The organism is Shewanella basaltis, assembly GCF_023283885.1.
Taxonomy (GTDB): domain Bacteria; phylum Pseudomonadota; class Gammaproteobacteria; order Enterobacterales; family Shewanellaceae; genus Shewanella; species Shewanella basaltis.
The window spans coordinates 25731-40771 of the sequence record NZ_JAKILA010000007.1 but is presented as its reverse complement, the minus strand read 5'-3'; the positions used below and the strand labels follow the sequence as shown (position 1 = coordinate 40771).

Annotated in this window: 15 protein-coding genes; 10 read left to right on the top strand and 5 right to left on the bottom strand. The window is 43.1% G+C overall.

The features are described 5' to 3' along the window. Positions 1-83: 83 nt before the first annotated feature. From tatA to L2703_RS07170, 8 genes are all read left to right on the top strand, one after another. Positions 84-323 carry a Sec-independent protein translocase subunit TatA gene (gene tatA, locus L2703_RS07205; protein ID WP_248970444.1) on the top strand — a complete coding sequence of 80 codons (240 nt, stop codon included), beginning with the start codon at positions 84-86 and terminating at the stop codon, positions 321-323. Positions 324-329: 6 nt separating this feature from the next. Next, the gene (gene tatB / locus L2703_RS07200; protein WP_248970443.1) at positions 330-743 is read left to right on the top strand and encodes a Sec-independent protein translocase protein TatB; all 414 of its coding nucleotides are present in this window, start codon (positions 330-332) and stop codon (positions 741-743) included. Positions 744-746: 3 nt separating this feature from the next. After that, positions 747-1499 carry a twin-arginine translocase subunit TatC gene (tatC, locus tag L2703_RS07195; RefSeq protein WP_248970442.1) on the top strand — a complete coding sequence of 251 codons (753 nt, stop codon included), beginning with the start codon at positions 747-749 and terminating at the stop codon, positions 1497-1499. 137 nt (positions 1500-1636) lie between these two features. Next, complete coding sequence (locus L2703_RS07190) at positions 1637-2209, top strand: hypothetical protein (RefSeq protein ID WP_248970441.1); 573 nt, start codon at positions 1637-1639, stop codon at positions 2207-2209. A 19-nt stretch (positions 2210-2228) separates the two neighbouring features. Next, positions 2229-3044 (top strand): TatD family hydrolase, encoded by an 816-nt coding sequence (locus tag L2703_RS07185; protein WP_248970440.1) that lies wholly within the window; start codon positions 2229-2231, stop codon positions 3042-3044. Next, on the top strand, positions 3044-4963 hold the full coding sequence (locus L2703_RS07180; RefSeq protein WP_248970439.1) for a sensor domain-containing diguanylate cyclase: 1920 nt from the start codon (positions 3044-3046) through the stop codon (positions 4961-4963). The genes L2703_RS07185 and L2703_RS07180 overlap by 1 nt, the downstream gene beginning before the upstream one ends. 14 nt (positions 4964-4977) lie before the next feature. Then, positions 4978-5988, top strand: a complete 1011-nt coding sequence (gene hemB / locus L2703_RS07175; RefSeq protein ID WP_248970438.1) for a porphobilinogen synthase — start codon at positions 4978-4980, stop codon at positions 5986-5988. Between the two features lie 445 nt (positions 5989-6433). Beyond that, the gene (locus tag L2703_RS07170) at positions 6434-6985 is read left to right on the top strand and encodes a thioredoxin family protein (protein WP_248970437.1); all 552 of its coding nucleotides are present in this window, start codon (positions 6434-6436) and stop codon (positions 6983-6985) included. 137 nt (positions 6986-7122) lie between these two features. Here L2703_RS07170 and L2703_RS07165 read toward each other — a convergent pair whose 3' ends face one another. Both L2703_RS07165 and rhlB read right to left on the bottom strand, forming a co-directional pair. Continuing rightward, positions 7123-8055 carry a Ppx/GppA phosphatase family protein gene (locus L2703_RS07165; protein ID WP_248970436.1) on the bottom strand — a complete coding sequence of 311 codons (933 nt, stop codon included), beginning with the start codon at positions 8053-8055 and terminating at the stop codon, positions 7123-7125. Then, entirely contained in the window at positions 8056-9363 is a 1308-nt protein-coding gene (gene rhlB, locus L2703_RS07160) for an ATP-dependent RNA helicase RhlB (protein WP_248970435.1), read from the bottom strand. A gap of 153 nt (positions 9364-9516) precedes the next feature. On the opposite strand from rhlB, the gene trxA reads away from it, so the two are divergent. Beyond that, positions 9517-9843 carry a thioredoxin TrxA gene (gene trxA / locus L2703_RS07155; RefSeq protein ID WP_188740565.1) on the top strand — a complete coding sequence of 109 codons (327 nt, stop codon included), beginning with the start codon at positions 9517-9519 and terminating at the stop codon, positions 9841-9843. Between the two features lie 224 nt (positions 9844-10067). Further along, positions 10068-11333, top strand: coding sequence for a transcription termination factor Rho (gene rho / locus L2703_RS07150; RefSeq protein ID WP_248970434.1), 1266 nt, complete (start codon positions 10068-10070; stop codon positions 11331-11333). An 89-nt stretch (positions 11334-11422) separates the two neighbouring features. Here rho and L2703_RS07145 read toward each other — a convergent pair whose 3' ends face one another. From L2703_RS07145 to L2703_RS07135, 3 genes are all read right to left on the bottom strand, one after another. Beyond that, complete coding sequence (locus tag L2703_RS07145; protein ID WP_248970433.1) at positions 11423-12124, bottom strand: hypothetical protein; 702 nt, start codon at positions 12122-12124, stop codon at positions 11423-11425. 186 nt (positions 12125-12310) lie between these two features. After that, positions 12311-13048, bottom strand: a complete 738-nt coding sequence (locus L2703_RS07140) for a fumarate reductase iron-sulfur subunit (RefSeq protein WP_248970432.1) — start codon at positions 13046-13048, stop codon at positions 12311-12313. Then, a complete protein-coding gene (locus L2703_RS07135) occupies positions 13045-15039 on the bottom strand; it encodes a fumarate reductase flavoprotein subunit (protein WP_248970431.1) in 1995 nt (664 codons plus the stop codon). Before L2703_RS07135 ends, L2703_RS07140 begins: the two co-directional genes overlap by 4 nt. Positions 15040-15041 lie beyond the last annotated feature (2 nt).

The window sequence follows — 15041 nt, the reverse complement described above, 5'->3', positions numbered from 1 at the left end:
ATACTTAAAGAATTGGATGGTATTGTGGCTTTTTAACATCACGTTTTACAAAAACCATTTTTTATTTAAAGAGGATAATCTTCATGGGCGGCATCAGTATTTGGCAGCTGTTAATTATTGCACTAATTGTCATTTTATTATTTGGTACAAAAAAATTACGCTCTCTAGGCGGAGATTTAGGTGGAGCAGTCAAGGGCTTTAAAAATGCCATGTCTCCGGAAGAAGAAAACAAATCAATAGAAGACAAAGAAAAAGACCAAACTGCAGCGACTTCGCAACAGGCAGCTGAAAAGCAACCTGAATCTAAAGATAAACAGGCGTAATTTATTATGTTTGACGGTATCGGCTTTATGGAGCTGCTGCTGATCGGTGTTTTGGGGCTTGTGGTTCTCGGCCCCGAAAGACTACCGGTTGCGGTACGTTCGGTAACAGGTTGGATCCGCGCCCTCAAGCGCATGGCTAACTCTGTCAAAGATGAACTTGAACAAGAATTGAAAATTGAACAGTTACACTCAGATTTAAAAAAAGCTGAGAGTAAAGGTTTAGCCAATTTGTCACCTGAACTAAAAGAGTCGATTGAACAGCTAAAACAAGCGGCTGAGTCAGTCAACAGACCTTATAAGGTCGAAGATGTCTCTCCTGTCGCATCGACAAATGAGGCAGCATCGGCAGCGAGCAGTACAAACACTCAACCCGCCGACAAAACGCCCGAAAACAGTTCACTCCCTAAATCTAACGGATAATTCATGTCACAACAGCAACCGCTTATCAGCCATTTGCTTGAATTACGAACCAAACTGCTAAAAGCCATTGGCAGTGTGTTATTTGTATTTATTGCGATTGTGTATTGGGCAAATGATATCTATCACTATATTGCACTGCCATTGATGCGCTCACTGCCAGAAACGGGCAGCATGATTGCAACAGATGTTGCTGCGCCCTTTTTTGCTCCTTTTAAACTCACATTAGTACTGGCTTTTTTTATCGCGATTCCTTACGTGCTCTATCAAATATGGTCATTTGTTGCACCAGGCTTATACAAGCATGAAAAACGTTTAGTGATACCCTTGCTTACTAGCAGTACCTTTTTGTTTTATTTAGGGATCGCATTTGCTTATTATATTGTGTTCCCCGTTGTGTTTGGCTTTTTCACCAGTGTCGCACCTGAAGGCGTACAAGTAGCTACCGATATCAGCAGCTATTTAAGCTTTATTTTAAAGCTCTTTTTTGCCTTTGGTTTGGCCTTTGAAATTCCAGTCGCTGTGGTTTTACTCTGCTGGGCTGGTGTAACAACACCTGAAGAGCTGCGTCAAAAAAGGCCATATATTGTGGTTGGAGCGTTTGTGATTGGGATGTTATTAACCCCGCCAGATGTGATTTCGCAAACGATGCTAGCAGTACCCATGTTACTATTATTTGAAGGTGGCTTGATAGCTGCACGTTTTTACAGTAAAAAAGAACAGGATGACGTGCCAGAAAACGAGCACGCTGATAGCTAAAAATAGCCTCAACTGGCTGTTTTTAGCTAGGGATTGTTGATGTTTCAAGGTTGTTTTTACAGCTAATTGCTCGATTAAATCCTTGTTAACAACCAGCAAAGATCAACAGGCCGCAGACAAATAATAAGGAAGAAATAATGCGTTTATGTTTAATTGCCACTGGCATTGTATTGATGTCAGTTAATGCACAAGCTAATACTCAACTCAGCGATCAATTATCAGTTTGTGCATCCGAGTCCAATGATGCTAAACGCTTGAGTTGTTATGATAATTTAGCCATTCATCATAATACATCTATTGCCCCAGCCTCAGTCACCGCCCAAGCCATTGAAACGAGCACAGTAGCAAAAGATAATACCAGCGTGGCTATTGCTCCAGCGGTCACGACTGCCGTAGCAAGTGTTAATACAAATACAGCAGCAACAGAAACTGTAGCCCCTGAACTAAACATCAACGATTTTGGGTTAAAGAAAAAAACCATCGAAGATGAAGTAGATCGTATTTATTTTATTGTCAAAAGTACCAAACAAGATCCATACGGCAAACTGGTTGTCACGTTCGATAACGGCCAAGTTTGGGGACAAACAAGTGCTGAACGTTACAAGGTCAAAAAAGGCCAAAAAGTCTTTATTGAAACCGGCGCGTTTAACTCTTTTTTAATGGGCAGTGAAGATCGAAACTCGACGACTCGAGTTAAACGTCTAAAATAGCCAGCGCTATTAACTCCCTATGACTCAATACATCGACATCGCGGTTAACCTGCTTAGTGAAAGGTTAAAACACGACATTGACACTATTATTAGTGATGCGGCGAAACAACATGTTTCGCCGTTAATTGTTATTGCTAGCGATGTTGATGAAAGCGTGCAAGCAAGCCTGCTTTGTCAGCAGTATCCACAACAATTATTTAGTACTGCGGGAGTGCACCCGCATCAAGCCTCAAGCTGGAACGAGAAAAGCAGTGAAACCCTTGCGCAACTTGCTTTGCAGCCACACGTGGTCGCCATGGGAGAATGTGGTCTTGACTATAATCGCGATTTTTCACCCAGAGCCATTCAAAGACAGGTATTTGCAGCACAACTTGAGCTTGCCTGCCAACTCAACATGCCAGTGCTAATGCACTGCCGTGATGCTCATGACGATTTTATTGCCATTGTTAACGAATACCGAAACGCCTTACCTAAAGCGTTATTGCACTGTTTTACTGGCACGCATGGTGAATTAAACGCTTGTCTAGAGGCTGATTTATACATAGGAATTACTGGTTGGATATGCGATGAACGCCGTGGACAAGAGCTAGCAACCTTAGTGCCGCTTATTCCTAACAATCGCATTATGGCTGAAACAGACAGCCCTTATTTATTGCCTCGCAGCATGCGTCCTAAGCCCAAATCCAGTAAAAATTTACCTCAATATTTACCTTATATCGTCCAGTCTGTGGCCCAACTTCGTCAACAGCCAGTAACCGAACTCGCCCACTATTGTTTTCAAAATAGTTGTGATTTTTTTGGTTTAGACCCTATTCAGCTGATGGTCGATGACTGATGCGTATAACGAACTATTTAGGTTTTTCATTCCTATCGAGCGCATCGCTGATTTTAGGCATTGTACTCCTTATTGCCTGCCAACTAGGCTGGGCAAACACCTTGCAAACAATTCCACTGCGATTGACATCTGAGTCAATTACTAAAATTGATTTACAAGACTGGCTGTACATCAATAATAACCAGGATATTAGCCAGTTAACCAAACTGTTAGAGCAACCAGAGAGTACATGGAAAAAGTTTGAACAGGATCAATCACAAAATATAGGAGTAACCAACTACTGGGTTACCTTTAGTATCTACAACCCAGAGGACAACCTCTCTCGCATCATTGCGATAGATAACCCACTTCTGGACAGTATCGTGATTTATCATTTTGTGAATGGCGAGCTGATTAGCTCACAAAAAATGGGGGACACGCTCCCCTTTGCTCAACGGCCACTTCAAAGTAATATTTTTTTATATCCGGTTGAGTTTCAGCCAGGAGAAACGCATAAGTTTTATGTTAAAATAGACAGCCTCGGCAGTATTAGCCTACCTATTGTCTTATGGTCATCTAACGATCTAACGCAATTAACAGAAACCAAAAACTTGTACATTGGCCTGCAAATAGGGCTACTTATCGCTATTAGTTTATTTAGTTTTTTTATTGCTTTCGCTTCAAGTTCATATAGCTACAGCTACTACAGTGGCTATGTACTTGGACTCACTTTACTTACCGCCAGCATATACGGCGTATCGTTTAGATACTTATGGCCCCAATGGCCAATGATGCAGCAATACATATTTACCATCATCATCCCACTGACATTAGGCTTCTCGTTAATGTTTACCGAGAAGGCATTACAACTTAAGTACCACAATTTAACTATGCTGCGGATCTGTAGGATCATGGCTGTTATTGCGTTTTCAATGGTAATAATAATGCCATTTATTCACTACAGTACTGCACTACATATTTTGGTGTTTACTGTCTTGACCATGAGTACTATTTTAGTTGCATTCTCGCTTATACAAGCATTTACAGGCCAACGAAATGCGCCTTTATATGCCATCGGCCGTATCGCGCTATTATCAGGTTGTATTGTTACAGGGCTCTTGTATGTCGATATCCTTACTTTAGATATCTCACCTCAAGTTCCAACAATGATAGGGCTAACATTTGAAGTCGTCACAATGGCCGCATTGCTTGCATTACGTTACAGCGATGAACGTAAAGCCAAATTTAACATTCAACAGCAGGCATTAGCACAAGCACAACGGATCCGCGAGGTGCGTGAAGAAGCTCTACATGCTGAAGCCGAAAATAGTGAAAAACTTGAGCAAATGGTGCAAGAACGCACCCTAGAACTCGAGATAACATTACGCGAGCTTAACGAAGTAAACCAAAAACTTACCGAACAAAATACCATTGATAGCCTCACCGGGGTAAAAAACCGCAGTGCATTTGATCGCCGCCTGGTAGCTGAAGGGCGTATCAGCCGACGTCAGCAGACACCAATGGCACTACTGATGATAGATATCGACAAATTTAAAAATATTAATGACGAGTTCGGTCATCTTACCGGTGATTTTTCCATTCAAACCATTGCACGTATTTTAACTGAGATGTTAAAGCGTCCAACCGATCTTGTGTCACGTTTTGGCGGTGAAGAATTTGCTATTATCTTACCCAGCACCGATGGAGAAGGCGCTTTGCAAGTTGCCGAGCAAATTCGCCTAGCGATCTGCGAGCAAAACATCACACATAATGGTCAACCTATCCCACTCACCGTCAGTATTGGTGTCAGTGCCGATGTAATCGACAGCGATGAGCACCCAATGTTATTGCTCGAACAAGCAGATAAAGCACTGTACCAAGCAAAACGCAGTGGCAGAAACAAAGTGTGCTATTACGCACTCACAGCAGACCAGGTCTAATTCAGGAGTCGAAATTGAATATTATTACTAGTGCCTTCCCTCAGCGAAGAATGCGACGCATGCGTAAACATGACTTTAGTCGCCGTTTAATGTCCGAAAACACCCTCACTGTGAACGATTTAATTTACCCAATGTTTGTACTAGAAGGGTTTCAACGTTCTGAAAAAGTCGCATCCATGCCTGGTGTTGAACGCTACTCAATAGACTTGTTATTAAAAGAAGCCGCTGAGTTAGTTGAACTAGGCATTCCACTTATTGCACTATTTCCTGTCACTCCAATTGACAAAAAAAGCTTATTGGCTGAAGAGTCGTACAACCCTGATGGCCTAGTGCAACGTGCAGTTCGCGAGCTAAAACAGGCGTTTCCTGAACTTGGGATCATGACAGATGTCGCGCTAGACCCTTTCACCACCCATGGCCAAGATGGCATTATTGACGACACTGGTTATATCCTTAACGACATCACCACGGAAATATTAGTCAAACAGGCACTTTCACATGCAGAAGCGGGAGCAGATATTGTTGCCCCATCGGATATGATGGACGGCCGTATTGGCGCGATTCGCCACGCATTAGAAGCCAATGGCTTTGTGAACACGCAAATCATGGCGTATTCAGCTAAATACTCTTCAAACTACTATGGTCCTTTTCGCGATGCAGTTGGCTCTGCAGGTAATCTTAAAGGTGGCAACAAGCATAGCTATCAAATGGACCCAGCAAATAGCGACGAAGCATTACACGAAGTCGCACTCGACATTCAAGAAGGTGCAGACATGGTCATGGTAAAGCCAGGTATGCCTTATTTAGATATCGTTCATCGTGTTAAAACTGAACTTGCCGTACCAACATTTGCTTACCAGGTTAGTGGAGAATACGCCATGCACATGGCTGCAATCCAAAATGGCTGGCTAGCAGAAAAAGCCGTAGTAATGGAATCACTACTTTGCTTTAAACGCGCGGGAGCTGACGGTATTTTAACTTACTTTGCCAAACGTGCTGCTCAGTGGTTAAAAGAACACAACTAGTATCAACGGCTCAATTTAGCATCACTAATACCAATTCCAGCAATTATCTGGTCATTCAGCGGGAATTCTGTGTCTTCTAGGCAAGTAATAGGATTGTAGGCATAGTTGCTCTACGTCAAAATGCTATTAAGCAGTATAGAAGGCACAGAAACCCGCCTTGTAGGAGACACTCAGACTGTCCATTTCTTTGTTGCATCGCCTTAAAAGGGAATGACCATTCTTTCAACAATGCGCCTCAAACTGAAAAGTCTGAGTGGCTCTGATTGGTCACATAATTAATGGAAATGGTATAATTAACGGTAAAGCCAATCATCTTAATGACTGGCTTTATTTTTTAGTGATCTAGCTAGCATCAATACTGCCCCAGTCTTAACAGATCCTTATTAGCATGATTGAATACACCCAAGCATTTCCCGAAGAACTTCTTCTTAAGTGAGGCATTATCATGCACAATAACGTTAAAACATTATTGGCCACAACCGCACTGTTTTTCAGTACTCAAATGTTACCTATGAGCGTTAGCGCAGATCCTGGTTGTACATTTGAAGAAGAGCAACAAGGCTTTATTGCAACATGCAGCGAGGAGAAACAAGAAGTGATTTTAACGGGTGTAATTGAACCACAAACCTTAACAACTGCATTACCCGGCTACGCCGATGGTTTTGCCAGTTACCAAGTGGATGCGCAAGCAATTGATGTGCTCAGAGCAATTGATGTACCCACTCAAATAGTGGTTATTATTGGTACCTGGTGCCCTGATTGTCACCGTGAAACACCGCACTTTATGCGGGTAATCGAAGCCGCTGCAAACCCCAATATTGAGGTTGAATACATTGGCGTTGACCGCAGTAAGCAAGACCCTGAAGGATTAGCCGCTAAGTATGCTTTTAGCCGTATTCCCACCTTCATTGTTAAGCAGCAAGGTAACGAATTAGGTCGGATTGTTGAACGCCCAAAAGCCACTTTAGAAGCTGACCTTGTAGAAATAGTAAAATAAATATTTTTTAATATCGTAATAAACCCCAAATAGGTCGCCGTGGCGACCTATTTGGGGTTTGAAAGACGTGTTATCTGAGCCAGTTGAGCTATCAAGGTTGTTTTTGCAGCAAAGATCAACAGGCTCTATCGTTCGGGTTATTTAGCAGCAATTCTATCGGCCAATAGTTGCAATACACCTTCGCGCAGTGCACCACCAGCAAGATCTAATCGGCTAATCTTTAAGATTTCAAACAAGGCCATTAATATTGCCACTCCTGAGGCAAATGTGGGTGCCTGTTCGGCATCCAAACCTGCAATCCCGCTTAAACTCGCATCAGACTGTGCCAGTATTTCAGCACGAAACGCCTGAAGTATTTCAAGATTAATTATGGCAGGTGCTTGCCGATGCTGTAACACAGACACCACAGATTGCACCGCACCCGATGCACCAAGTACCGCTTGCCATCCTAAGGCGAGCATGTGTTCGCGATGCTCATTGAGCATGCCGGCCACATAATCAATCGCTTGTTCAAAGTCGATATGATGCAAAGGATACTGATTAAAAAACCGTTGATTAAACAACACACAGCCCATTGGCACACTGGTTTTAAACAACACGTTACTGCCGTCACCAATAATAAACTCGGTACTCGCGCCACCAATATCTATCACTAAACGACGACCACCACCTTGTGTTGTTGCGACCATACCTTGATAAATAAGCTCGGCTTCACGTAGACCTGAAATCACTTCAATTTCATGCTGTAAAATCGGCAATGCACGTCGATGAAACTCGTCAGCATTATTGATAACGCGTAAGGTTGCCGTAGCAAACACTGCCACATTTTCAAACGCTATCTTATGCTGCTGTAACATAGACGCAAACATGGCTAAACAGTCCAAACCACGCAATATCACGTCTTCAGACAAGTTGCCATCAGCGCCAATTCCCTCAGCCAGGCGCACTTTACGCTTGTACTTTGCGATAACGGTAGGCTTACTGCCTACCGTATTAGCCACTAACATATTAAAACTGTTAGATCCTAACGTAATCGCTGCGTAGGGTGTAGATACGTTCGACTCTGGCATTTATTGTGGTCTGCGAGTCCTGTGACGTGGTGGACGGTTATTACCGCCGCTACGGTGGGCACCTTTACTTGCACCGCCATCACGAGTACGCGATGTGGGATGTTTACGATGAATACGCACCGGTGGTGGAATATCATCTAATAACGCATCACGATCGTAATTAGATACCGGGATAGAATGGGTAATGTAGGTTTCAATAGCGGGTAAGTTAAGTGCATATTCTTCACATGCAAAACTCACTGACACCCCTGTTTTACCCGCACGACCTGTACGACCGATACGATGCACATAATCTTCACAATCGTCTGGTAAATCATAGTTATAAACGTGCGACACATCAGAGATGTGTAACCCGCGCGCAGCCACATCGGTTGCCACTAAAATATCTAAATCACCTGAGGTAAATTGCTCAAGAATACGGATACGTTTCTTTTGCGGCACATCACCGGTTAATAGCCCAACACGATGGCCATCACCCTCTAAATAAGACCACAGCTTTTCACAACTGTGTTTGGTGTTAGAAAACACGATGGCTTTCTCTGGCCAATCTTCTTCGATTAGCGTGAGCAATAAGCGCATTTTGTCTTCCATCGACGGGTAGAATATTTCCTCTTTAATATTTTTAGAGGTTTTTTCTAACGGTTCGATCTCAACTTTTTCTGGATCGTTCATGTGATCATACGCTAATTCCTGCACTTTCATTGAAAGTGTGGCAGAAAAAAGCATATTTAATCGTGACTGAGCATCAGGCATTCTGCGGAATAAAAAGCGAATGTCTTTAATAAAACCCAAATCAAACATGCGGTCTGCTTCATCAAGCACCACAGCTTGAATATGATTTAAGCTAATCACACCCTGACGAACATAATCAATAATACGCCCAGTGGTGCCAATTAAAATATCAACACCTTTGTCTAGCACCTCTCGCTGAGTTTCATAGCTCTCACCACCATAAACAATACCGACTTTTAGACCACTATGTTTAGTTAATAAGTTTGCATCTTTGGCAATTTGTATCGCCAATTCGCGGGTTGGAGCCATGATAATAGCGCGTGGTTCAGTTGCTTTGCGGCCCTCAGGCGCGGCAACAGTAAGCAAGTGGTTAAACGTGGCAACTAAAAAGGCCATCGTTTTACCTGTACCGGTTTGGGCTTGTCCGGCAATGTCTTTGGCTTTCAATAAAATAGGTAAAGATAACGCCTGAATTGGCGTGCAAAACTCAAACCCGTTTTCATTTAATGCCGCAATAACTTCTGGCTTTAAAGGGAAGTCGGCGAATTTTTGGGTCGATAAATGTGTTTGACTCATAGCACAAGCATACCTGTAGGGGTTGCAAAAAAAGATTCGATCGTTTGAAATAGCTACATTATTAAAACGGTCTCTTGAAAAGCTATTTAACTGACCCAATATACATGGTAAGCCATTAATAAACTAGCAATGGAACCAAATCTGGAGAACAACATGAGTGATAAAATAGTATACCTAAGCGATGACAGCTTTGAAAACGACGTATTAAAATCAGAATTACCGATTTTAGTAGACTTCTGGGCTGAGTGGTGTGGTCCTTGCAAAATGATCGCCCCAATCTTAAACGACGTTGCTGAAGAGTATGCTGGCAAGTTGGTCGTTGCAAAATTAAACGTTGACCAAAACAACGTGTCTCCTGCTAAGTATGGCGTACGTGGTATTCCTACATTGCTGATGTTCAAAGGTGGCGAATTAGTGGCAACTAAAGTGGGTGCATTGTCTAAAACCCAACTTAAAGAGTTCATTGACGCTAAAATCTAAGCGTTAAATTGTCAAAAAGTGTTAATCGGCACAAGTTTTATACAATTTGTGCCGTTTTTAGATCATTTTAGCCCTAAATTTCTGGACGGCTAACACATAAAGTGCTAATTTATTCATCAGATTTTTTCATATTAACCTCTTCTCGTTTATCAATCATAAAATTTCTTTTCAACCTTACTGATTGATTGCGGTAAGCTTCGTCGCGTAACACAAGACTCCCATACATGAATTTAACAGAATTAAAAGACACGCCCATTTCGGATCTAGTTTCACTTGCTGAAAGCATGAAATTAGAAAATATGGCTCGTACTCGTAAGCAAGATATCATCTTCTCAATTTTAAAAGCTCACGCTAAAAGCGGAGAAGACATTTTTGGTGGCGGTGTATTAGAAATCCTCCAAGATGGATTCGGATTTTTAAGAAGTTCAGATGGATCATACCTTGCGGGTCCTGACGATATCTACGTATCACCGAGCCAAATTCGTCGCTTTAACATGCGTACCGGTGATACCATTTTTGGTAAAATCCGTCCGCCAAAAGAAGGCGAAAGATATTTTGCGCTGTTAAAAGTCAGCGAAGTTAACTTTGATAAGCCAGAAAGTTCTCGTAACAAAATTTTGTTTGAAAACTTAACCCCATTACATGCCGAAGAACGCTTGCGAATGGAACGTGGTAATGGCTCAACAGAAGACATCACCTCTCGTATTCTTGATCTGTGTTCACCTATCGGTAAAGGTCAGCGCGGTTTGATTGTTGCCCCACCAAAAGCGGGTAAAACATTATTACTGCAAAACATTGCCCAAAGTATTACTTACAACAACCCAGATGTGGTGTTAATGGTATTGCTTATCGATGAACGCCCAGAAGAAGTTACCGAAATGCAGCGCATGGTTAAAGGTGAAGTTATCGCATCTACCTTTGATGAACCAGCAAGCCGTCATGTGCAAGTAGCTGAAATGGTTATTGAAAAAGCCAAACGTTTAGTTGAGCATAAAAAAGATGTTGTGATTCTTTTAGACTCTATCACCCGTTTAGCACGTGCCTACAACACGGTTATTCCATCGTCGGGCAAAGTACTTACAGGTGGTGTTGATGCAAACGCTCTACACCGTCCTAAGCGTTTCTTTGGTGCGGCTCGTAACATTGAGCACGGCGGCAGCTTAACCATTATTGCAACCGCTTTAGTTGATACCGGTTCTAAAATGGATGAAGTGATTTACGAAGAATTTAAAGGTACTGGTAACCAAGAGTTACACCTTTCTCGTAAAGCGGCTGAAAAGCGTGTGTTCCCAGCCATTGATTTCAACCGTTCTGGTACTCGTCGCGAAGAAAAACTAACGACACCAGATGAGTTACAAAAGATGTGGATTTTACGCAAAATCCTTCATCCAATGGACGAAGTCTCTGCCATGGAGTTCTTAATTGACAAACTGGCGATGACTAAAACCAACGAAGAATTCTTTACTGCGATGAAGCGCGCTAAGTCTTAACGCGTCGATTATCGATTAAAATGCCGCTAACTTAGCGGCATTTTTATTTATGGGATCTACATTAATTCACGCTACATTCACAAAGAGTATTACTCATCTTCATCTGCTACATCAGCATGGCTACTTGCTGTAAATTGCTCAATATTGGCAAATGCTTCAAACCAAAATGCTGAACTGACCATTTTATATTGGCGCGATAATCCTTCACTTGCAACAAGCTCAAGCTTCCATAAAATCCCTTCTGACTCAGGAAAATGCGTGCCTTTAATCTGGTCTTCGTACAAACGGTGCATCAATGCATCTGGACTTAACCCACCAGCCAATAAACGCACCATAGCAGCATGTAACGAATCATCAAAAATGGTTAAATCGTCTCCGTTTTCAGCCGTAATGTTAATGCTAAACTCAACGCCTGTCGGCTGGGCAAAAACACCATTAAATGCTTCACGCAGTAAAGCATAAGCACTGAAAAAACGTTCATGAAACAAGCAATCAGAATATTCTTCCCACATTCTGTCACCTGCCATGTCATTTGCAAGTTGGTCTATTTTGCCTTCGGTGACCTCGTCACTAAATAAGTGGCCTAACACAACCTTAGCAGCTTCGACCTCGCCTAGGTCATTAAGCGACATCATGCACATTTCACGTAACTCAGCAGAATCCATGCCCTCTAGGCCATCATCAAGTCCCATCAATGCCATAAGGTGTAAATAATCATCATTTGACCAAGCGTTAGGTATTTTGCTGATTTTATGAAATGAATCGATGTGAACAGTAAACTGAGCTTGCATCGTGAACTCCTTTTTAATCGCTGTTTATCGCGGATCATTACCTACAATAAACAGCAAAACACAAGTTAACAATACAGCATAACAAACTAAGGTAAAAACAGCCGTCCACCCAGTTGTTACACTTAGTAAACTGCTGTTTTATAATAAATAAAAAACATTAGCCTAGATTAATATTCATTAACTTATTTATAAATTGGAGACACTAATACTCATTTTGCGACGAAGATAGGCAATTTGTTGCATGTGCGGTAAATCTTTAGGGCAGGCATCTTGGCAGCCGAGTAGCGTCATGCAACCAAATACCCCGTCTTGGTTACCAATAACATGATAAAAATCATCACTCGTGCGACTGTCACGGCTGTCGAGTTCAAAGCGAGCAATTTTCATTAACCCAACGGCGCCCACAAAGGTGTCACGCATTTGCTTAGTGGCACACGCCGACACACAAACCCCACACTCAACACAACGCTCTAACTCATACAGTTTTGCCGCTTCTTCTGGTGCCATAGGCGCTTCAATGCGATGAATGTCCATAGCCGTGTCACTAGGGTGCAACCACAATTGCAAACGCTCGGCTAATTCACGCATAAATTTACCCGTATTAACTGATAAATCACCAATCAATTCAAACCCTGGCAAAGGCATTAAGCTTATTTCAGCGCTTGGGAAATTAGCCGTTAGGGTACGGCAAGCCAGTGTAGGCTTACCATTAATCACCATGGCGCAACTGCCACAAATACCCGCACGGCAAACAAAATCAAACTGCAATGATGGGTCTTGCGTCTCACGTAATTTGTTTAATGCAATAAACACCGTCATGCCTGGGGTTTCGGTAATATAATAATTCACCATTTGCGGCTTATCGTTAGGATCTTGTGGATCATAACGGAATATTGAAAACGTCAATTGACGGGCTTGGTTCATTTAACTTGCTCTCCTTTGGCATTAACGTTATCAAATAACCTTTGATTAGCGGGCATAAACTTAGCGGGTAGCTCATAGGGCATCAATTCTGCCTGCCTCACATGGCGATCATGGGGCTCTGCTAAGGCTGCTAGTATTTGCTCAATCTGGTGCTGACGTTTTTCTGTATCTGGATGAGCAATCGCGTTGTTGGTGCCATAGCCTCGGTAGCCAGGCGGTAACTCCATGGTCATCACATCGATGGGTTCGTAGCTTAATGTAGGTACTAACGCATTTTCATCAGGCCATGAACTGAGTGTACGATTGAGCCAGTCGCGGTCATTTCGCTCAGGATAATCTTCACGCGAGTGCGCGCCTCGGCTTTCGGTACGAGCATAAGCACCACTGGCTACCGTTAAGGCCACTTTAAGCATCCGCTTTACTCTTAATGCATCAACAAGTTCAGGGTTTGCATGACGTTTTTTACAACTTAAGCCAATATTTCGTGAACGCTTAAGCAGCTCACTTAACTCATTCACAGCTTGTTCGAGTTGAGCGCCATTACGAAAAATGCCAACGTAATCCATCATGATTTGCTGCATTTCTTGCTTCAATGTTATCGCTTTCTCGGTACCATTTCCCTCTATAAGCTGGCTTATTTCCGCCTCAATTTGCTGGCCAAAGTATTCAATTAAGCGAGTATCCACTTTCAAGGTTGTTTGCTGGCAGAAATCGGCAACATACTCCCCAATAATCATCCCGCCAACCACAGCTTCTGCCAACGAGTTGCCGCCCAAACGATTAAAACCATGCATGTCCCAACACGCGGCTTCACCTACACTAAAGAGCCCTGCTAATTGCGGGCTTTCACCATTAGGTTTGGTACGGATCCCGCCCATAGAATAATGTTGTGTAGGCCTTACCGGGATCCAATCTGTCACAGGATCAATGCCTAAAAAGTGCTGACAGATCTCTTTGACTTCACGTAAGTTGGTATCAATGTGTTTCTTGCCCAGCAAAGTGATGTCGAGCCATAAATGTGGCCCGTATGGACTGTTGACCCCTTTTCCTTTACGCATATGTTCAGTCATACGCCGAGAAACCACATCGCGCGAGGCGAGCTCTTTTTTATCGGGTTCATAGTCTGGCATAAAACGATGGCCATCTTTGTCACGCAATACACCGCCATCACCTCGGCAACCTTCAGTGGTTAAAATCCCCACGGGCACAATCGCCGTCGGGTGAAACTGCACCGCTTCCATATTGCCTAATGTCGCTACGCCCGTTTCGAGTGCTAATGCTTGGCCGATACCTTCGCAAATAATGGCATTGGTCGACACCTCATAAATACGACCATACCCGCCGGTTGCAATGGTTGTCGACTTAGCGACATAAGCCCTTATTTCGCCGGTAATTAAACAACGAGCAATAACCCCATGGCAGCGTTTACCGTCATGGATAATTTTCAGTGCTTCTATGCGCTCATGCACTGGGATCCCCATTGAAATCGCTCGGTTATCAACGGCATATAACAGTGAATGCCCCGTGCCGTCTGCGGTGTAACAAGTACGCCATTTTTGAGTGCCACCAAAATCACGGGCATTAATCAGTCCATGTGCTTGCTTTGCCTCTGTGAGCGTCACTTTTTGCGCATTCACAATGACCTCACGATCGCCTTGGCTCACCCTGCTCCACGGCACGCCCCAGTGTGCTAATTCACGCACAGCCTTTGGAGCACAATGAGTAAACATTCTCGCTACGTGCTGATCGCAGCCCCAATCAGACCCTTTTACAGTATCTTGAAAGTGCACATCTTCATTATCGCCCATCCCTTTTACAGTATTGGCTAAACTGGCTTGCATCCCCCCTTGGGCCGCAACAGAATGAGAACGTTTTGCCGGAATAAGTGACAAAACAATGGTGTCCAGGCCACGCTCTTTAGAAGCAATTGCCACCCTAAGGCCAGCTAAACCAGCCCCAACCACTAAGGAATCGGTATAGATAATTTTCACAA

Excerpts from the sequence above, each read along its gene's own strand:
- tatA (WP_248970444.1), top strand. The coding sequence starts at position 84 with ATGGGCGGCATCAGTATTTGGCAGCTGTTAATTATTGCACTAATTGTC.
- L2703_RS07170 (WP_248970437.1), top strand. The coding sequence starts at position 6,434 with ATGCACAATAACGTTAAAACATTATTGGCCACAACCGCACTGTTTTTC.
- L2703_RS07165 (WP_248970436.1), bottom strand. The coding sequence starts at position 8,055 with ATGCCAGAGTCGAACGTATCTACACCCTACGCAGCGATTACGTTAGGA.
- L2703_RS07190 (WP_248970441.1), top strand. The coding sequence starts at position 1,637 with ATGCGTTTATGTTTAATTGCCACTGGCATTGTATTGATGTCAGTTAAT.
- L2703_RS07180 (WP_248970439.1), top strand. The coding sequence starts at position 3,044 with ATGCGTATAACGAACTATTTAGGTTTTTCATTCCTATCGAGCGCATCG.
- rhlB (WP_248970435.1), bottom strand. The coding sequence starts at position 9,363 with ATGAGTCAAACACATTTATCGACCCAAAAATTCGCCGACTTCCCTTTA.
- L2703_RS07140 (WP_248970432.1), bottom strand. The coding sequence starts at position 13,048 with ATGAACCAAGCCCGTCAATTGACGTTTTCAATATTCCGTTATGATCCA.
- rho (WP_248970434.1), top strand. The coding sequence starts at position 10,068 with ATGAATTTAACAGAATTAAAAGACACGCCCATTTCGGATCTAGTTTCA.
- L2703_RS07185 (WP_248970440.1), top strand. The coding sequence starts at position 2,229 with ATGACTCAATACATCGACATCGCGGTTAACCTGCTTAGTGAAAGGTTA.
- trxA (WP_188740565.1), top strand. The coding sequence starts at position 9,517 with ATGAGTGATAAAATAGTATACCTAAGCGATGACAGCTTTGAAAACGAC.
- tatB (WP_248970443.1), top strand. The coding sequence starts at position 330 with ATGTTTGACGGTATCGGCTTTATGGAGCTGCTGCTGATCGGTGTTTTG.
- tatC (WP_248970442.1), top strand. The coding sequence starts at position 747 with ATGTCACAACAGCAACCGCTTATCAGCCATTTGCTTGAATTACGAACC.
- L2703_RS07145 (WP_248970433.1), bottom strand. The coding sequence starts at position 12,124 with ATGCAAGCTCAGTTTACTGTTCACATCGATTCATTTCATAAAATCAGC.